Below are 18,743 nucleotides of genomic sequence, written 5' to 3' on the forward strand. Positions count from 1 at the left end.
CAACTAACAACCAACAACCAACAACCAACAACCAACAACCAACAACCAACAACCAACAACTAACAACTAACAACCAACAACTAACAACTAACAACTAACAACTAACAACTGACTAAATTGGCAATCGCACCCCAAAAGTCGAGCCGAGTCCTTCCCCTGGACTTTCGACCCAGACAGTGCCGCCGTGGAGTTCCACCAGATGGCGGACGATCGCCAATCCCAGTCCCAGCCCGCCGTAATTGCGCGTAGAACTGCTGTCAGCTTGGCGGAAGCGATCGAACACAAACGGCAAAAACTCCTTGCTGATGCCAATTCCGGTATCGGTGACGGCGATCGTCACAGAGTGAACCGGAGACACAGAGAAAATGGCATCACCAGCCGATCGCGATTCCCCCTCATCCCAGACCCTGATTTCTATGCGACCTCCCCGCGGCGTAAACTTAATCGCATTCGAGAGCAAATTCCACACCACCTGCTGCAAACGAGCAGCATCGCCCCTCAAGGTACTCACTCCTTCGCCGTAATAACTCACCAATTCAACTCCGCGAGCTTCAGCATCAGGAATCAGGGCCTTGACGGCGGTTTCTACAGTCCCAACCAAATTCACCGGGGACAGCTTCAAACACACTTTACCGCTGACAATCCGGGAAACGTCCAGCAAATCCTCAATCATCTGAGTCTGCAACCGCCCGTTTCGCTCGATCGTCTCCAAAGCCACAGCCGTTTTTTCGGGACTCAACTTGCGCTGTCGCAGTATCTGAGACCAGCCCACCACCGCGTTGAGAGGAGTCCGCAACTCGTGGGAAAGTGTTGCCAAAAACTCGTCTTTAATCCGGTTGGTCTCGGAAGCTTCCCGGTAAAGCCGCGCATTGTCGATCGCCACCGCCGCATCCCGCGCCAAATCCGACAGCAAAACCAAATCGCCCTGTTCGCAGCGGCGGCCCGACTCTCCGCACAGCAGCGAAATCGCTCCCAGCGTCCGCCCGCGAGCCATCAGCGGCACGCAGATTGCCGATAGCGGGCTATGGGAACACAGCACCAACAGCAATTCCCTGTCCGGTACCACCGCTTCGAGCGCCCAATTCGGTATTTCGGGGTAAAGTTTCGCCTCCCCAGTCCGCAGCACCTTTGCCACTCCGTGCCTTCCCTGGGGGTCTACCGGCAAGCGCTGGTCGATTTGCCACAGCAGGGCGACTTTGTTCGGATCGGAGTGAGCAACTGCTTGCAAGCGGAGCGAGCCGTCGGGTTCGATTAAATGCACGCAGCACCAATCCCCCAACTCCGGCACTGCTAAATCTGCCAAACCTTGCAGCGCCTGCTGGTAATCTAAGGAAGCCGAGGACAGCAAAGCCAAGGCTCGGGCGCGGAAATCGGCTGTTTGGGTCCATCGGTGGCGATCGTCAATATCCGTACAAGTCCCGAACCACTTGAGGATTTTCCCCTGAGCGTCCCGCACTGGTGTTGCCCGACCCAGATGCCAGCGGTAAGCCCCGTCAGATGCCCGTTTAAAGCGGTATTCCACCTCATAAGTCTCCCCAGTCTGCACCGACTTATTCCAGCGTTCTAGGGTGTGTTCCACGTCATCTGGATGCAAAATTGGCTGCCACCCCCAGCCTTGAGTTTCCTCCAGCGTCATGCCGCTATATTCAAACCAGCCCTGGTTGCAATAATCGAGGGAACCGTCGGGTAAAGCAGTCCAAACTATTTGCGGGATGGCTTCAGCGAGGGCGCGGTACAACTGTTCGCTGGCTTCTGTTTGGCGGCGGGCTACTTGTTCCCGCGCCAAGGCGAGATTCCGCTGTTCTTCGGCTTGTTTGCGATCGCTGATGTCGCCGATCGCCCCGATCAATTTGTAGGGATTGCCTTGAGAGTCAAGCACTGCCATGCCGCGATCGATCCAGTGCAGCCAGCCGCCACCTTGGTTCTGAACGCGGTATTCCTCAAAAAATGGGGCAGCAGAACAGTCTGGCGCGCTCAAATATCGATCGAGCGCAGCCAGGACTCGATCTCGGTCTTCCGAATGCAAGATACTGTTCCAAGCTGCCCTCGTCCTCGGAAATTCGCCTTTTTCGTACTCCAAATGTGCGTCTATCTCACCGAACCACAGCACGATACCCGTATCGATATCCCATTCGTAAATCAAATCGCTAGCACTTTTTGCCGCAATCCGAAACCGTTCTTCAGACTGTCGCAGCACTTCCACAAAATTAAAGCGTTCCGTCACGTCCAAAACCAGAGACAGCACCGATATCAACTGTCCCGAATCGCTGTAAAAAGCCGAATTGTACCACTCGCAGTGGAGCAACGAACCGCCCTTATTATAATTGCTGTTGCGAACTACATTGCAGCGAGTCTGTGGGTTTTTTAAACTATCAATTGCCGATTGTACATCTTCAAAATCGCCATACCCAATAAAATTCCATTCGCTAAAATGCTTGCCTAAAACTTCTGTTTTCTTCCACCCAAAAATCTTTTCGGCAGCCGGCGACCACCCGCTGATGCGACAATTTTCATCCCACTCAATCACAGCTAGGGGTGTATTTTCAAAATGAGAAGTTAGTTTTTGCATCGCGTCGCCCAAAGATGCTTCTACTTGCTTGCGCTGAGTAATATCGCTAAAAGAAATAGCTATACCGTCGCCCAATTTAACCGTCACAATCCGAAACCAGCCGACAATGCCTTCGCTGTTGTAATAAATCTCGGTATCGAGGGGAGTTCCTGTTTCTACAACTTCGACGTAACGGTCGAACAAATTGCGCTCTTTATGACCGGGCAGCACTTCTAGCAATCGCTTTCCGATTAATTCTTCAGGAGTCATGTGCTGAATTTTTGCCGCTGCAGGATTGACGTATTCCCATGCAAAATCCACAATTTTAGATTCGTCGCGAAGGCTGCGGAACACGTTAAATCCATCTATAGATAATTCCTGAAAAACGCGGAAGCGTTCTTCACTTTCTTGTAGCTTGCTTACAGTATCGAGCAGGATTTGCTCGACTCGCTCGCGCTGCGCTATTTCTGCGAGCAATTGCTGGTTAATTTGCTGAAGTTCGTTTGGGGGGGAGGCGGCGGAATTTTTAATGGCCGTGACAGCAGGAGCTCGATCGAGCTTTTGAGTTTTCGGCGCTGTATTTGCCAAGAAAGAGGCCAAACCGTCCCACGCCAAGAATTGTTGAGAAAGCGATGGCATCAGTTCCGCCACAGCCCACAAAGAAATCACAGCCGTAATGGCGGCGAGGAAACTTGAGGGCCAGTAGCTGGGATGCACCAGCATCCAAACTTGCATCAGATGAGTTGTGCCCCGACAGAAAAACCAGGCTCCCAATAACAGAAACCCCCTGCTCAAAGGCAATTTGCGCTGCTTCCAGGCCAAGTATGTCAGAATCGCTGGAATTGAGTAATCAGCCAAGGAAATTAACAAATCGCTGACCGCGTGCAGTCCCATTAACTGCGGTGGCCACTCTTCTAATCCACCTTGGGAAATAAAATTTTGGTTAAATGACATAATCTTAAGAGATAATTGCAGGATTTCGGCTTTTGGGTGCGATCGATCTTACTTGCAGTTGTGTTGCTGACCTGCTAATTTCTAGTTATACACAAAAAACCACAAAATACAACAGTCAATTTAAGCCTGGGATCGAAGTCGAGCGCAGGTTTTTACCTGGCGGCAAGATTCGGACATTTATCAACTGGTCTAGGGAGATTCCGGTACTGTCGCTCCCCCTGAAACAGGAAATTAAATACTATTTTTAAATGCCAAAACTTATCTAAAAATCCCGTGTTTTAACGCAATTTATCGAGCAATTACAACCGCTAAATTTATTCAAGAAATTGAACTACAACTGGCAAAACTATTTAAACAAATCTGGCTTTAATCGGTTTTTTGATAAGTTGGCAAGTTCATAAATCTGTTTAACATCCAAAAAGCGACATTTACTCGGATGGATAAAATTTGCCCGAGCAAGTTGATTCGTAGAACTGACAGAAGAGCACCATTCGTGTGGAAGCTCTTAAAAACCGGGTTTCTGAACGAAAGATATAGGTTGTGATGCGGTTTTTGCCGTCATAAACCCGGTTTTTGCCACAGGTGCTCTTCTGTCAGTAGAACCAACCTTCTCCGCGTCTGGCTGCATCAAAACTGATCTGTACTGTATCAAGGTCTACTAAATTCTTCAACTAAATCGGTTAACGTTACTTACGATCGTTCGAGGAAAATGTCTGAAACCATCTAGAATTAAACATCCATGCGCTTAGAGCAGCTTCAAGCATTTCTTTCGGTTGCTGAAACCGGGAGCTTTCAGCAAGCGGCCCGGAAGTGCGGCGTCACTCAATCGACTATTAGCCGTCAAGTGCAGGGACTCGAAGCGGAAGTGGGTTTGTCGCTGTTTCACCGCGCGGGAAGCGCGAAGCTGACTGTGGGAGGGGAACGCCTGTTACCTCACGCTCGCAAAATCTGTCAGACTTGGCGAAATGCTGCGGTCGAATTGGGAGATTTGCTGGCGGGAAAGCAGCCGGAACTGTGCGTGGCTGCGATTCACTCGGTTTGCGCTGCTTATTTGCCGCCTGTGCTGCAAAGGTTTTGTCGCGATTATCCTGAAGTGCAGTTGCGGGTGACGGCGCTGGGGAGCGATCGAGCTCTGAAAGTTCTCAAAGACGGTTTGGTGGACATCGCGGTGGTGATGAACAACCGTTATTTTACTCAAGCCCCGGAAATGTTGGTTGAGGTACTCTACAATGAGCCGATCGAGGTATTGATGGCGGCAAATCATCCCCTGGCCGAGTACGATCGAGTACCTTGGCCGGAATTGATTTGTTACCCGCAAGTGGTGTTTAAGGACGGGTACGGAATGCAGCGGATGGTGCAAGAACAATTTGAACGCATCGGCGCTAAACTTCATGCTGTTTTGGAACTCAACACTCTCGATGCTTTTCGGGGTGTGGTGCGACAGGGAGAATTGATTGCTTTGCTACCGCATTCAGCTTTGATTGAGGCCCAGGGCGATCGCACTTTAGCAATTCGGCCCATCGTCGCCAAACAAAGCGCAAATCCCCAAGTTTCGACGATCCTCTTCGAGGGCTTAGCTAACGGTCAATCGGCGATCGATCCGGCTTGGACTCGCGAAGTGGTATTGGTGACAACTCACGATCGAATGCAAATTCCGCCGATCGCCCATTTCTGGAATCTAATACGCGAATTTGTGCCACCATTAGATGTCATCAAGCTCTGAAAATTAGGAAATTAATTCGCGAGTTATCAGGTTTTTTTGTTGAGTGTTGACTGTTGACTGTTGACTGTTGTCTCTTCTCTTTCTAATAACCAATAACCAATAACAAATAACAAATAACCAATAACCAATAACCAATAACCAACTACAATAATTATGAGTGACGAATTTAGAGAATTGCTGCGAAAGATTGGCAGCGGAATACACACAGGAGAAAACTTAACTCGCCAGGAAGCAGCAGCAGCCACGCGGATGATGCTGCTGCAAGAAGCCACACCAGCTCAAATCGGAGCTTTTATGATTTCCCACCGCATCAAACGGCCCACCGGCGAAGAATTAGCCGGAATGCTAGATGCCTATGAAGAATTGGGGCCCATGCTTGCCCCCCCAAACCGAGAAAAAGGGTTTGCAGTTTCTAGCGTCGCCGTGTTTGGTGTAGCTTACGACGGGCGATCGCGCACCGCTCCAATTAGCCCCATAACCGCCCTAATTTTAGCCGCCTCTGGCGTGCCAAGCGTCATGCACGGGGGCGATGTCATGCCAACCAAAGAAGGCATTCCCCTGATTGAAATTTGGCGCGGTTTGGGAGTAGACTGGACAAAACTTAGTTTAGAAAAAGTCCAGCAAGTTTTTGACAGTACCGGTTTGGGTTTTGTCTACCTTCCCAAGCATTTTCCTCAAGCAGCCGCTTTAGTGCCCTACCGCCGCGAAATCGGCAAACGGCCGCCTTTTTCGACAATGGAGTTGATGTGGTGTCCCTGCGCCGGCGACGTTAACGTCATCTCTGGCTACGTGCACCCGCCGACAGAAGGTATGTTTCAAAAAGCCTTTGAATTGCGGGGAATCAAAAATTATACCACAGTCAAAGGATTGGAGGGAAGCTGCGACTTGCCGCGCGATCGTACTGCAATTATCGGCATTGCTAGGCCGGATACTGAGTTTGAGCGAGTGCTTTTGGCCCACGGAGATTACGGTTTCAGCAACACAAATCCCGCCTTTGAATCAGAGGAAGACTTACTCAAACAAATCCAGGAAGTGTTGCTAGGCAAACCCTCAGAATTGATGCAGTCAGCCATCTGGAATGGCGGCTTTTATCTGTGGCGCAGCGGGGTTTGTTTAGATATAAACTCGGGTTTGATTGAAGCAGAAACTTTATTGAGCAGCGGTCAAGTCATGCAAAAACTTGAGGAAGTTAGCAAAGCAATTTGTGCTTTAATTTGAGAATGAATCATGAGGTTTTGTGCTAATGACTGTTGACAGTTAACAGTTAACAGTTAACTACTGACTACTGACTACGGACTAATGACCAACCATCAAATTGCTGTAATTGTACTCGCAGGCGGTCAAAGTTCGCGCATGGGGACGGATAAAGCTTTGCTGGAAATTGAGGGTAAAAGCCTGTTGCAGCGGGCGTTAGAGGTTGCAGCATCCGTAACGCCACAAGTGTATGTTTTGACTGCTTGGCCCGATCGCTATCGATCGACCTTAACCGAACAATCCCAATTTCTGCTAGAGTACAATCCGGGCTCCGGGCCCTTAGTTGCATTGACTCAGGGATTGACAGAAATTCCCGCCGACTGGATTTTACTATTAGCTTGCGATTTGCCCTTATTAGAACCCCAAATTATTCAAAATTGGGCGAGTCAGCTAACAGCTATTCCCCAATCAACCCTAGCAATTGTCCCTTATCAAAACTCGCGCTGGGAACCTTTGTGCGGATTCTACCGCCAACAATCTCTCGCCAGTTTGCAAAGTTTTATTGAAAAAGGGGGACGTTCCTTTCAAAAATGGTTAAATCAAATCCAAGCAATCCCTCTACCTGTAGGGGAACGAGAAGCAATAATGTTATCGAATTGCAACACATTAGAAGAGTTTGAGCAATTAAAAGATAAAATGAGTAACGGTTGACTGTTGGCTGTTGGCTGTTGGCTGTTGGCTGTTGACTGTTAACTGTTGACTGTTAACTGTTGACTGTTAACTGTTAACTGTTAACTGTTGACTGTTGGTTCTAATGACTAATGACTACTGACTAATGACTACTGACTACTGACTACTGCCAACTGCCAACTACCAACTGCCAACTGCCAACTGTCAACTGACTATTGACTAATTAAATGATTAACGAATACTGGTTACTCGATCGCAATATAACATTTCTCAATCACGGCTCCTTTGGGGCTTGTCCGATTCCCGTACTCGAAGCGCAAATTAGTTTCAGAGAACAACTCGAAAGAGAACCTTTGCGCTTTTTAATGCGGGAATTTGAACCGCTGTTAGATAATGCCAGAAATCAGTTAGCCGCATTTATCGGCGCGGGTGAAGAAGATTTAGCCTTTGTGCCGAATGCTACAACGGGAATAAATGCTGTTTTGCGATCGCTCACTTTTGCTCCGGGCGACGAATTGCTAACCACAAATCAGGAATACAACGCCTGCCGCAACACACTTGATTTTATAGCAGAGCGCACAGGTGCTAAAGTAATAGTAGCAGAAATCCCCTTTCCCATTGATTCGCCCGAACAAATTGTTGAAGCAATAATTAAGTGCGTTTCACCCCAAACAAAATTAGCATTGTTAGACCACATTGTCAGCCAAACAGGCTTAATATTTCCCATCAAACAGTTAGTTGGCGAGTTGGAAAATCGCGGCGTAGACGTATTGGTAGACGGAGCACACGCGCCGGGAATGGTAGCGCTCAATTTAGCAGAAATTGGCGCAACTTACTACACCGGAAACTGCCACAAATGGCTGTGCGCGCCGAAAGGTGCTGCCTTTTTGTACGTGCGGCGCGACAAGCAAAATACCATTCGACCAACTACTATCAGTCACGGCGCTAACTCGCCGCGCACTGATAAATCGCGCTTTCAATTAGAATTTGACTGGATGGGAACCGTCGATCCGAGTCCCTATTTGTGCGTACCCGTAGCTATTGATTTTATGGGTTCTTTGTTGAAGGGTGGCTGGCCAGAATTGATGGCAAAAAATCATACTTTAGCCTTAGCCGGAAGAAAAATATTGGCGGATAAATTAGATTTGCCACTACCTTGTCCCGATGAAATGGTAGGTTCAATGGCAGTTGTACGGCTGGCTGATGAAAAATCTGATGCGGTTGCAAAAGGAGGAATTGCACCTTTGCAAGAGGCGCTGTGGCAGATTTTTAAAATTGAAGTTCCCGTGATTCCTTGGCCCGATTCTAGCAAGCGGTTGGTAAGGATTTCCGCTCAGTTTTACAATACTTTGGCGCAGTATGAGTATTTGGCTAAGGCGCTGGTTGAGTTGACAAGTGATGGGTTAACCGCAGATTTCAAGCGTACAGAAACTGATGAAACCAGATAATTTAATCGCTTTTTAAAAGGGATGAGAATGGGATATCCTGGCGATACAAACTGTTAAGCCAAGCGTATTGGAATATAATATAGCAAAACTTGCATTTCCCCAGCCCAAACAGACGAAATGAAAAAAGGAGAATTCAATGTCAAATGCGATGATGGTAATTTATCCCTATCGCGAACAGTACACCTGGGTTTTTGACGACGAGCGAGTCGGACTTGTCCGACAACCGTTTGTTCAGGGCGTACCCGAAAGGATTGAAGCACTCGTCGCAGACATTCCCAATGTCAATGGAGGTTTCCCACTCTTATTTTCACCCAATCCATTTCCCGGATATTAAGCATAAATGCTGTGGTTGAAAGAAGAATAGGGCGGTAACTAATATCGCCCGGAAGCAAAAAATCTCGAAGGCTGGCTTTGTCCGGCTTTGTTCAAATACTTTATAGAAGCACCGGCCAAGCTTTACTGTCAAGCTGAAAAACTACAATAATTAACAGCAAGTCTATGAAAAACTTGTCAATATTTAAACGCAATTTTGTTAAACCAGTCGATCGCGAAACTCGAAAAAAGCCTAAAATAGTCCTGTATGTATTTTGGACACTTTTGCTGATTTTCACGGCCGCCATCTCCGCAGGAATCGGAGCAATGACCGCCCTTTTCGCCCCCGTGGAACCGCAATTTATTAGTAGAGTCCTAGACGCTGCGGGCTTTAACTACAAATCATCCAACTCTTCTGGATACCGCCTGTCGCGGCCTGTTAATATCTTGATTATGGGCATTGACCGCGTACCAGAAACCGCTGCAAATTCCCCTAAAATTTTTGAAGGTCGCAGCGATACAATACTCGTATTTCACCTCGATCCTAGAGATAAATCTATTAGTTTGATTTCAGTTCCGCGAGATACTAAAGTCCAAATTCCCGGAATTCGTTTTAGCAAAATTAACGAAGCTAATGCTAGAGGAGGAGCGGCTTTGGCGACGCGATTGGTTAGCACAATCTTGAACAATGTGACAATAGAAAGATACGTGCGAGTCAGCAACGGTGCGTTTCGGGAATTAGTCGATTTGTTAGGAGGAATTGAGGTATTTGTACCTCGGGCGATGTCCTATACAGATACGACCCAAAAGTTAAAAATAAACTTAGCACAGGGATGGCAAATTCTCAACGGAGAACAAGCAGAACAATTTGCTCGATTTCGCAACGACGGTTTAGGAGATATCGGCCGCATTCAGCGACAACAATCTTTAATTCAAGCTATTCTCAACAGCCTCAAAAGTCCTTCTGTATTGGTGCGTTTGCCGGAAATTGTACGATTGATGCAAAAATATGTGGATACAAATCTAAATTTTGAGGAAATTTTGACGCTGACAAATTTTGGTTTGCAATTGGAGCGAGATAATTTTAAGATGGTGATGTTACCCGGACGTTCTAGCTCAGGACAAGGGGATTTGAGGAGTTATTGGATTTTAGATGCTGCTGGGCGCGATCGCATTATGACACAATATTTCCAGCAAGTCGTGCCAGATTTTGCCCAAGGGCAATTTCCCAATTCCAGCGAGTCAGTTTCCCCCACTAACCTTAAAATCTCCGTCCAAAACGCTTCTAGCAAACCGACAGCCGCCAAAAGCGTCGCTGAATTTCTCCGAAAAAATGGTTTTTCTAATGTATCTGTAGTCAAAGATTGGCCCGACAAGCAGCGTCAAAGTCAAATTATTGTCCAGAAAGGAGATTTAGCCGCAGCAAATCAAATGCAAAAAGTGCTAGGCGACGGTAAAATAGAAGCATCTTCTACTGGTGAAATAGATTCTGATTTGACACTTCGCGTCGGCGAAGATTGGGTAAAGCGATTTTAATTAGTCAGTAGTCAGTTGGCAGTAGTCAGTAGTCAGTAGTCAGTAGTCAGTAGTCATTAGCCATTAGTTAACAGTTAACAGTCAACAGCTAACAGCTAACAGTCAACAGTTAACAGTTAACAGCTAACAGCTAACCGCTAACAGTCAACTGTTAACAGCTAACAGTTAACAGTCAGCAGTCAACAATTCCTAATTCCGATCATTATGAAAAGTGTATCCCGAATTTTCCTGAGCCTGATTTTAAGTTTAGTGTTGGCTTTTGGATGGGTGCTGCTGAGTGCTACTCCTGCATTGGCGCTGCCTAAACTTAATATTAATTACACAAATATTGATTTGTCCGATCGCGATTTTTCCAATTCGGACTTAGCGGGCGGAACATTCGTCGCTTCTGAAATGCGGAGAACCAACTTTCAAGGTGCTGATTTAAGCAATGCGATTTTGACTAAAGGAGTTTTACTAAATGCCAACTTGTCAGGTGCTAATCTCTCCGGTTCTTTAGCAGATAGAGTTACATTTGACGGCGCGAATTTGACGAATACTAATTTCACCGAAGCAATTATGACACGAACTCGGTTTTTTGATGCTGCAATTTCTGGCGCTGATTTTACTGACGCGATTATCGATGCTTATCAAGTGAATATCCTGTGCGAAACGGCAGATGGTATCAATCCTGTGACGGGAGTTTCTACGCGAGAAAGTTTGGGATGTCCGTAGAAAGTTACGATTGTAGGAATTATGCGTTGGGGCGAGAAACCGGGTTTCTACGAGTTTTTTGGTTGAGTGACGAGAAATCTAGAAAGAAACCCGGTTTCTGAATATCGCGTTGGGGCGAGAAACCGGGTTTCTACGAATTTTTTGGTTGAGTGACGAGAAATCTAGAAAGAAACCCGGTTTCTGAATACCTCGTCGGGGCTAACTGTTGCTTCTATCGATTGCTACAGATACCTGTATTCGCAGCAGTAACTACCAAGTCTGAATTCAACAGCAAATCTAAATCAGTGTCGGGATTAACAGCATACAAATCGACTTTATCTTTACCCAAAAATACCCCGATTAAAGTCCCGATTCCCGCACCGCCTAACACCTCTTCAGTTGCGATCGCCCGATCGCCCGTAACTCCCGCAATCGCCGCCGCCGCTGCTGCACCCAACGCCGTATTCTTAATCAAATTCCCAACATTCACGCCCTTAGTCACAGTTTCTTTGCGAGTAATCACTTGCGAAGTAGCATTCAGAGGTACTCTGTTACCGTTGATGATACTTAACTCTTGGGCCACAAACTGAACGCCTGCAGTAGTCGATCGCAATTCGCCACTAATTTTAGACCCTTCGGGTATCAAAACTTTGCCATTATTCCCTGCGATATCCGAAGCCACAGTCAGCGTAATCGGAGACTTGTCATTGGGGCCTAGCAAAATCTTGCCTTTGGGATACTCGATGGGAATAGTCACCCCGCTAGGAATTTTCACAGCAACACTCTGGCCAATATCAGCCTTAGCAATGTAAGGAGAATTAATTGCTCTTGCTTGATTGGTACTGACTAACGCTTGATAGATAAAAGCAGCTACTTCAGCCCGCGTCGCTGACTGGTTTGGCTTGAGAGATTTAGGATTGGGATAGCTGACAACCAATTCTTTTTCAGTAGCAGCAGCAACACTTTTGACAGCATAACTTTGGATCTGATCCGCATCATTGTAGTAGCTGAGAACATCTTGAAAATTGCAGGTAGGCTCATAGCCAAGTCCGTTATTTAAAGCGACTACAACTTGCACGCGAGGAATTTGCTGCATTGGCCTGAAAACATTACCGGGATAGCCAGACATCCATCCCATTTCGTATGCTTCGGCGATCGCCCCGCTGGCCCAAAAACTGGAAGGGACATCGGCAAACCTAGCAGCATTGCGGGTTTTTGCCTTTTTCACAGAACGGATCATTGCCGCAAATTCAGCCCGCGTTACGGGTGCATCCGGGCGGAAAGTGCGATCGGGAAAACCTTTGATAATGCCCCTTTCTGACAAATCTTGAATAAAGTCTTTTGCCCAATAGTTATTACTAACATCCGAAAAAGCTGTCTGAGCAAAAGCAGGCGCGGGTGCTAGCAGCGGCGCTGCAGTTCCAGCAACGGTTCCCAATGTTAATAAAACAGATGTACCGATTTTAATGCGATGTAATACAGACATTTTTGATTCTCCAATTTACACAAGTTTTTTATTGAGGACAAGTAAGCTTTTGATAGGCTGATTGATTGTCGCCTAACTTGCTTTTTCCCTCGGCTATGTAATCATTATTGAATATTTTGATTTTCAATGCGGGGAAGATACGGTCTTTAAAAATAAATATTTTGAAACTCATTTCGGATTTTAAAAATCCTTAAACTCCTTAAAATCGTGATGTTACTTATCTCCCTTATCTACCTTGTGTTTGCAATTAACAGGATTTACGGACAAAGCCGCTTGATATGCGATCGCGATCGCTCGTCATTAACTAAAAGTGAGTATAATAAACTCGATCGAGAAATACCTGTTTGTTGCCTATGAGTAGCCTGACCTTTGCCTCTGCCCATCAGCTAGCGCGAATGATTCGCGATCGCGAAGTCTCTGCCGTCGAAGTTCTCGACGCTTACCTTAGTCAAATCGCAAAGCACAACTCGCAATTAAACGCCATTTGTACGCTGGATGAAGACAATGCCCGTACTAGAGCAAGACTTGCCGATGAAGCCCTAGCCAGAGGAGAAAACTGGGGTGCTTTACATGGGGTTCCCATCACGATTAAAGACATTTTTGAAACAGCCGGACTCCGCACTACAGCAGGCTATATTCCCCTCAAAGATTATGTACCCCAACAGGATGCAACTGCTGTTGCGAGATTGCGGGCAGCAGGTGCTGTAATTATGGGAAAAACCAATATGGCGGAATTGGCTGCCAATTATCAAAGCACCAATTCTCTGTTTCCACGGGTGAATAATCCTTGGCATTTTGACTATACTCCTGGTGGCAGTTCTGGAGGTAGTGCCGCGGCTGTCGCTGCCGGACTTTCACCGTTAGATTTGGGCAACGATTTCGGGGGTTCAGTGCGTCAACCGGCTCATTTTTGCGGTGTTTATGGCTTAAAGCCGACGGATCGCCGTATTTCTACAGCAGGACAGATTCCTGAAGTGCCGGGAATGCCACTGTCTATTCGCCAAATGATGACAGTGGGATGTTTTGCGCGATCGATCGAAGATATCCAACTTTGTTTTTCGTTAATTGCAGGCGCTGATATTCGTCGTCCAGATGTGCCGCCGATTCCGCTCGATCGACCCTCTGGCAAGCCTTTGCAGCATCTCAAGATCGCTTGGAGCGCTGAATGGGCCGAAGTTCCCGTTGCTTCTGAAATTCGAGCAGCTATGACTGCGATGGCTCAAACACTCTCTGAGGCAGGTGTCCAAACCGAACGCTGGCTTCCCAAAGACTTTGACCTTTCCAAAATATTGAATCTCTACGGACTGCTCTCCATGTACCTCACTATCTACGCTCAACCGCAGGATAGATATAACCTGCGTCGTAGTTTAGAGTTAATCTTCCGCACCGCAACCCAAGGCGATAAAAAACTCCGAAAATTGGGAGATTTCAGCAGATTCCTACCTGAGATATTGAATCCAAGTTTGAAAGGATATTTCGAGGCACTCACACAGCGCGATCGCTTCACTGCCCATATAGATGAGGCATTAGAACCGTGGGATGTATGGCTTTGTCCTGTTGCTGCAACCGCTGCGTTTACTCATTGTCCTGCTTGGAGTGCCGTTGATGTTGATGGCAAATCCTATCCTCATGCAGTAGCAAACGGTACTTATGCGATACCTTTTAATCTGAGCGGACATCCTGCGGTAGTAATTCCCATTGGACAAACGGAGAATGGTTTACCGATTGGAATGCAAATTGTTGGTAAGCGGTGGTGTGAAATGGAGTTGTTGGCGATCGCAAGTGCGATTGACAAAGTGGTTGGTAGTTTGCAACACCCACCTGGTTACTGAGCCTTTTATCAAATTTACTTGATGGTCAAGAATACAATCAGTTGTAGGGTGCGTCAGGTTTTATGTTCTCAATCATCGCGGACAGTATGACTCTGACGCACCGTTTTTTGCGTGGTGCGTCAGTTGTGAGATTGTTAGTTTGTAACGAAAATATTGCTAGCTGACGCACCCTACTTGATTGTTTAATGACCTATCGCGAGTAGCGGTTCCCAACTTGTCACATCTTCAAATAAATATTGATAACCCGCTGCATTGGGATGGAGACCGTCCGCAGTCAGACAAGAACGCCACCAAATATTACCGCGATCGATCCATTTATCAAAAACATCTAAATAGGGAATTCCCCGCAACTGACAAGCTAATTTCGTTGCTTCTTTATAGCGATACTGGTCTGCATGATTGTAGTACAAACAATCTTGAAAAGGCATTTTGCTTTCATCCACCGGCACCATCCCCACAAATATCACCGGACAAAGTTGTTGGGACAAATTTAACAAATTATCCAAAACAGTTTTAAAATGTTCAAATTCCGTATAACTGCGCCCGGTAGGCGACTGCACTCTCGCCGTATCGTTGAGGCCTACGGAAAGAATAATCGCATCGGGCACGCGGTTTCTGAGCTCGCCTCGGTGGCGAAACTCGTTTTCGAGCCGCTGGGCGACTTGATAGGTGCGATCGCCCCGAACCCCCAAATTGTATAAAACGTGTCCTGCACTCTCCGGTAACATCCACTGGCGCCGCAATCTTTCTACCCAACCACCGCCTACGCCGTCGCCAAAACCATAGATTAAACTGTCGCCGAAAGCAACCAATTTGAGGGGACGAGAATTTACCCGATGCAAGTGACCAAAGGAATAGCCTGTTGCTGCCTGCATAACCGATACTAAGTTAGTAATTTATGAATGAATCTTGACATATTGACACTCCTCGACCGTCAGGCGCGAGGATTCTTGGCTCAATCAGTCGATTTGCTCGTTGATTCTACCACCAACGAGTAGAGATCTGTCTGTCCCCAAGCGTTAATTTCGGCGTGCCCCGCCGTATTTAAAATAATTCCTGCCGACCTCAATCCTTTGGTCAAGATGTTTCTTGCAGCATTATGATCGCGATCTAAAACCGTACCGCAACCACAAATATGGGTGCGAGTTGACAGCGCTTTCTTAACGATATTGCCACAATTTGAACACATTTGAGAAGTGTACTGAGGAGCAACAGCAGTTACTGTCTTGCCATACACTTTACCAAAATATTCCAAATAATGATCGAGTCTGTGACCATGCTGCATCACTAATTGATTTAGCAAGCTTATGCTTTTTTACCATGTTCTTAACCTAAAGGTCTTCATCGGCTACAAAATCGCTAGATTTTACCGCGTACAACGCCGTCTTAATGGCGAAGTCTTTACGCTGCCTAGTGACTTTCAGGTGCTTTATTCCTAACTTGTTAATCGCTTTCTTCCGATTTTTAGAACCTTTCTTTTTTCTATAAATTTGCTTCTGTAATCTTTTTAAAGCTTTTTCGCTTTTGCGAAAATATCGAGGATTGGCGACTGTCTCCCCCTCACTATCAGTATAAAAGTGGTTCAATCCCACATCTATTCCAATAACTTTACCTGTTGGGACCGTTGTCTCTTTTCGCTCCACATTGACACAAAATTGCGCGTAGTAGCCGTCAGCACGACGTACAACTCTGATTCGCTTAATCTCGTCGGGCGCCGAGAAATGCAAATCCCGATTGCCGATTAACTTGAATTTTCCCGCTGCAAAACCGTCTTTAAATGTTAGCCATCTTTTGTCGGCAGAAAGTAGCCATCCTGATGTCTTGTATTCTACCGACCGAGTATGCTTTTTGAACTGCGGGTAGCCCTTTTTTCCTGGTTTCTTGGCTTTGCAATTAGCAAAAAAACGTTGAATAGCAAAAATGGCGCGTTCAGCGGAAGCTTGACGCGCCATTGAGTTTAGTTTACCTGCCCATTCAAACTCTTTCGCTATGATGGCGCATTGTTTGTATAGGTCAACTAGCTTAACTCGGGAATTGTCTATCCAATATCTAAGAGTTTTGTTTCGGACAAATTGAGCTGTTCTGATCGTGTCGTCAATGATCCGATATTGCTCCGCTTTGCCTTTTAACTTAAACTCTAGTACAATCATAAAATGATGATATCACCTCATATTTGTATTTTGTCGATACTTCGCAGATCTTTACACGGAATAAAATCCGTCTTACAAGGACAGGGCTTTAAACCCAATTTTTTGCTAAACTAGAATGTAACATTAGATAAACTAGGTAATTTCGATGATTAAGCGTCCAACCTTCGATTCAACTCAGCTAACCCGTCGGGCAGAAGAGTTGATCGGTGCTGCATCCAACCGCTATCGGATTACGGTGCAGGTGGCGAACCGCGCCAAACGCCGCCGCTATGAAGATTTTGACAATGACGACACTCAAATGATGAAACCTGTAATGCGGGCGATATTTGAGATGTCGGATGAAATGACTCAGCCGGAAATTATCGGAGATATCTAGACTTGGCAAGTTTTGAGTTTTGAGTGGTGAATTGCCAGCAATTTTTGTTCGCTCAAAACTCAAAACTTTTTCAAACTAAATTGGCCCGCTAGGGTGAAAAATCCGTCTATTTTAGGTACGCAAGGGTTCTAGAAATATATACACAAGCGAGGGGGACGATCGCACTCCTAAGAAACTATTTTTCTCAAATCGAAATTCTTCCAACGGGGTTGATTTTCGGAAATCATAAAATTAGAAAGTAGGAGATATGTTGGCAGGTAAGTTGAGGAAATTATTCTATTTTTGAAATTGTCAAAACCGTGAAGAAGAAATTAAAGCTGGGCTTGAGTTTTCTGTTTGTTACTTTGATTGTGGCGATTTTCACGCTTTTGAGTTGGGTATTGGAATCGGGCGAACTGAGTATGTCGGCTTTGGAACCTATGCTGCGGCAGAGTTCTGAGTCTGCGCCGGCGGTGCGGGTTGCTCAACAATCGGGGCCGCTGCAGGTGAGGGCGCAAGATGCGTGGAAGTTTGTGTATGAAAAGTTGCCGGATTTGCCGATCGAGAATAACTACATTTCTCAGGAAACTGGAAAAGTAGATCCAAATAATACTTTAGTCGGCCGCTTGATTCGATATCACGTCTTTGTTAAAGGAAGACCGCCAAATTACCGCTTAGATTGGAAGTTGAGTTTAGCTGACTATCTGGGGGCGACTCCCGATTATTTGGTGGAAGACGTGTATCCGGGAAAGGATGTTTTGCGAAAAAATCCGATGGAAGGCGATCGCGCTGCTATTCAAAGTTTAAATCGAACTCAGCGGGATGCTTTGGTTCAAGCTTTGGTTGATGTTTTTACGCAGAGTTCTCGATCGCGGACACCGGCGGCGCGGGAAACACCACAAGGGCGATCGACTTCGCCGGAAATCATGCAGCCGCAGCCGGGAGATGCGAAATTGCTTACACCTTAGTATTTTATTGCCGATCGAATCTAGCTTAAACATCGCCTTTATTTCTTAGTCCGCGCACCAAGCGGACTTTGTTTGACTCGCTTTGCGGTTTCAACCGCCGAACAATGTCTAAAACCAAAAATCTAAAATCCTTCAATGGTGGAACGTGTAATCAAGACTGGTGTTGGCTGGCGTTTGGGATGGAACCCCGAAGCGCAGGAGTTTCAGGGTTTGGTGGCTGGGGAGGGTTGGGCGATCGAACTCACGGAGGCTGAGTTAAACGATTTTTGCCGATTGTTGGGACAGTTAGCCGACACCATGAGTCAAATGGCCTCTGAGTTAATGGATGAGGAAAAAATCGCCATTGAAGCCGAAACAGATTTGTTGTGGCTGGAGGTAGAAGGCTATCCAGAAGCTTACAGCGTGCAGTTGATTTTGAATGCTGGCCGCAGGTGCGAGGGTTTTTGGCCGGCGGCTGCGGTGCCGGGTTTGGTGCAGGCTGCAAAAGTTTTAAAAGTTTTTTGACTTTTTCTGAGATTTCATGCTATGGTGTTAAAGCTGTCGGGGCGTAGCGCAGCTTGGTAGCGCACTACTTTGGGGTAGTAGGGGTCGTGGGTTCAAATCCCGCCGCTCCGATTGTAATGAAACCTTCTCTTTGAGGAGGTTTTGTTGTTTTTAGCTAAAAAGACGGAATCCCGCGCGCGATACCTCTATTCGGGTTGGTGTGGCGATCGATCCGCCGGGTCATTCGATTTTAGATTTTAGATTTTAGATTTTGGATTGATTCCACCGATCGATCCGGGGGCTTGTAAGCTGTTGTGCATTTAAATTGTATATTTCGACGATCCATCAAAAATCTTCTCCCCCTCTCCCCC

General features: G+C 46.5%; 14 protein-coding genes, 1 tRNA gene and 1 pseudogene. 12 read left to right on the forward strand and 4 right to left on the reverse strand.

The features are described 5' to 3' along the window. Positions 1-112: 112 nt before the first annotated feature. A complete protein-coding gene (locus AACV78_RS22640) occupies positions 113-3,502 on the reverse strand; it encodes a sensor histidine kinase (protein ID WP_304941015.1) in 3,390 nt (1,129 codons plus the stop codon). Positions 3,503-4,241: 739 nt separating this feature from the next. On the opposite strand from AACV78_RS22640, the gene AACV78_RS22645 reads away from it, so the two are divergent. The 7 genes from AACV78_RS22645 (at position 4,242) to AACV78_RS22675 (ending at position 11,119) form a co-directional block, all read left to right on the forward strand. Next, the gene (locus tag AACV78_RS22645) at positions 4,242-5,225 is read left to right on the forward strand and encodes a LysR family transcriptional regulator (RefSeq protein WP_194009651.1); all 984 of its coding nucleotides are present in this window, start codon (positions 4,242-4,244) and stop codon (positions 5,223-5,225) included. 153 nt (positions 5,226-5,378) lie between these two features. Next, positions 5,379-6,443: an anthranilate phosphoribosyltransferase family protein gene (locus AACV78_RS22650; protein WP_194009652.1), complete on the forward strand. Its 1,065-nt coding sequence runs from the start codon at positions 5,379-5,381 to the stop codon at positions 6,441-6,443. Positions 6,444-6,524: 81 nt separating this feature from the next. Beyond that, a complete protein-coding gene (locus AACV78_RS22655; protein ID WP_194009653.1) occupies positions 6,525-7,130 on the forward strand; it encodes a molybdenum cofactor guanylyltransferase in 606 nt (201 codons plus the stop codon). A 206-nt stretch (positions 7,131-7,336) separates the two neighbouring features. Then, the gene (locus AACV78_RS22660) at positions 7,337-8,557 is read left to right on the forward strand and encodes an aminotransferase class V-fold PLP-dependent enzyme (protein ID WP_194009654.1); all 1,221 of its coding nucleotides are present in this window, start codon (positions 7,337-7,339) and stop codon (positions 8,555-8,557) included. Positions 8,558-8,693: 136 nt separating this feature from the next. After that, positions 8,694-8,891, forward strand: coding sequence for a hypothetical protein (locus tag AACV78_RS22665; protein WP_228042407.1), 198 nt, complete (start codon positions 8,694-8,696; stop codon positions 8,889-8,891). 164 nt (positions 8,892-9,055) lie between these two features. Further along, a complete protein-coding gene (locus AACV78_RS22670; RefSeq protein ID WP_194009655.1) occupies positions 9,056-10,405 on the forward strand; it encodes an LCP family protein in 1,350 nt (449 codons plus the stop codon). Positions 10,406-10,609: 204 nt separating this feature from the next. Continuing rightward, positions 10,610-11,119: a pentapeptide repeat-containing protein gene (locus AACV78_RS22675; protein ID WP_194009656.1), complete on the forward strand. Its 510-nt coding sequence runs from the start codon at positions 10,610-10,612 to the stop codon at positions 11,117-11,119. A 211-nt stretch (positions 11,120-11,330) separates the two neighbouring features. On the opposite strand, the gene AACV78_RS22680 is transcribed toward AACV78_RS22675, so the two are convergent. Beyond that, positions 11,331-12,584, reverse strand: coding sequence for an S-layer homology domain-containing protein (locus AACV78_RS22680; protein WP_194009657.1), 1,254 nt, complete (start codon positions 12,582-12,584; stop codon positions 11,331-11,333). 353 nt (positions 12,585-12,937) lie between these two features. On the opposite strand from AACV78_RS22680, the gene AACV78_RS22685 reads away from it, so the two are divergent. After that, positions 12,938-14,416: an amidase gene (locus tag AACV78_RS22685; RefSeq protein WP_194009658.1), complete on the forward strand. Its 1,479-nt coding sequence runs from the start codon at positions 12,938-12,940 to the stop codon at positions 14,414-14,416. Between the two features lie 182 nt (positions 14,417-14,598). Here the strand turns inward: AACV78_RS22685 and AACV78_RS22690 are convergent, their stop codons facing one another. Beyond that, on the reverse strand, positions 14,599-15,291 hold the full coding sequence (locus tag AACV78_RS22690; RefSeq protein ID WP_194009659.1) for a GDSL-type esterase/lipase family protein: 693 nt from the start codon (positions 15,289-15,291) through the stop codon (positions 14,599-14,601). A gap of 80 nt (positions 15,292-15,371) precedes the next feature. Next, positions 15,372-16,566, reverse strand: a pseudogene (locus AACV78_RS22700) (RNA-guided endonuclease InsQ/TnpB family protein). A gap of 145 nt (positions 16,567-16,711) precedes the next feature. On the opposite strand from AACV78_RS22700, the gene AACV78_RS22705 reads away from it, so the two are divergent. The 4 genes from AACV78_RS22705 (at position 16,712) to AACV78_RS22720 (ending at position 18,504) form a co-directional block, all read left to right on the forward strand. Beyond that, positions 16,712-16,942: a DNA-directed RNA polymerase subunit omega gene (locus tag AACV78_RS22705; protein WP_194009660.1), complete on the forward strand. Its 231-nt coding sequence runs from the start codon at positions 16,712-16,714 to the stop codon at positions 16,940-16,942. A 299-nt stretch (positions 16,943-17,241) separates the two neighbouring features. Continuing rightward, positions 17,242-17,889 (forward strand): hypothetical protein, encoded by a 648-nt coding sequence (locus AACV78_RS22710; RefSeq protein WP_194009661.1) that lies wholly within the window; start codon positions 17,242-17,244, stop codon positions 17,887-17,889. 135 nt (positions 17,890-18,024) lie between these two features. Next, entirely contained in the window at positions 18,025-18,393 is a 369-nt protein-coding gene (locus AACV78_RS22715) for a DUF1818 family protein (protein ID WP_194009662.1), read from the forward strand. A 37-nt stretch (positions 18,394-18,430) separates the two neighbouring features. Next, a tRNA-Pro gene (locus tag AACV78_RS22720) sits at positions 18,431-18,504 on the forward strand. The last annotated feature ends 239 nt before the right edge of the window (positions 18,505-18,743 follow it).

This window comes from Tychonema sp. LEGE 07196, from assembly GCF_963890365.1.
Taxonomy (GTDB): Bacteria; Cyanobacteriota; Cyanobacteriia; order Cyanobacteriales; family Microcoleaceae; genus Microcoleus.

Bases quoted from the DNA above. Each gene is read 5' to 3' on its own strand.
- AACV78_RS22675 (WP_194009656.1), top strand. From the start codon at position 10,610: ATGAAAAGTGTATCCCGAATTTTCCTGAGCCTGATTTTAAGTTTAGTG.
- AACV78_RS22655 (WP_194009653.1), top strand. From the start codon at position 6,525: ATGACCAACCATCAAATTGCTGTAATTGTACTCGCAGGCGGTCAAAGT.
- AACV78_RS22705 (WP_194009660.1), top strand. From the start codon at position 16,712: ATGATTAAGCGTCCAACCTTCGATTCAACTCAGCTAACCCGTCGGGCA.
- AACV78_RS22645 (WP_194009651.1), top strand. From the start codon at position 4,242: ATGCGCTTAGAGCAGCTTCAAGCATTTCTTTCGGTTGCTGAAACCGGG.
- AACV78_RS22685 (WP_194009658.1), top strand. From the start codon at position 12,938: ATGAGTAGCCTGACCTTTGCCTCTGCCCATCAGCTAGCGCGAATGATT.
- AACV78_RS22650 (WP_194009652.1), top strand. From the start codon at position 5,379: ATGAGTGACGAATTTAGAGAATTGCTGCGAAAGATTGGCAGCGGAATA.
- AACV78_RS22715 (WP_194009662.1), top strand. From the start codon at position 18,025: ATGGTGGAACGTGTAATCAAGACTGGTGTTGGCTGGCGTTTGGGATGG.
- AACV78_RS22660 (WP_194009654.1), top strand. From the start codon at position 7,337: ATGATTAACGAATACTGGTTACTCGATCGCAATATAACATTTCTCAAT.
- AACV78_RS22670 (WP_194009655.1), top strand. From the start codon at position 9,056: ATGAAAAACTTGTCAATATTTAAACGCAATTTTGTTAAACCAGTCGAT.
- AACV78_RS22690 (WP_194009659.1), bottom strand. From the start codon at position 15,291: ATGCAGGCAGCAACAGGCTATTCCTTTGGTCACTTGCATCGGGTAAAT.
- AACV78_RS22640 (WP_304941015.1), bottom strand. From the start codon at position 3,502: ATGTCATTTAACCAAAATTTTATTTCCCAAGGTGGATTAGAAGAGTGG.
- AACV78_RS22680 (WP_194009657.1), bottom strand. From the start codon at position 12,584: ATGTCTGTATTACATCGCATTAAAATCGGTACATCTGTTTTATTAACA.
- AACV78_RS22665 (WP_228042407.1), top strand. From the start codon at position 8,694: ATGTCAAATGCGATGATGGTAATTTATCCCTATCGCGAACAGTACACC.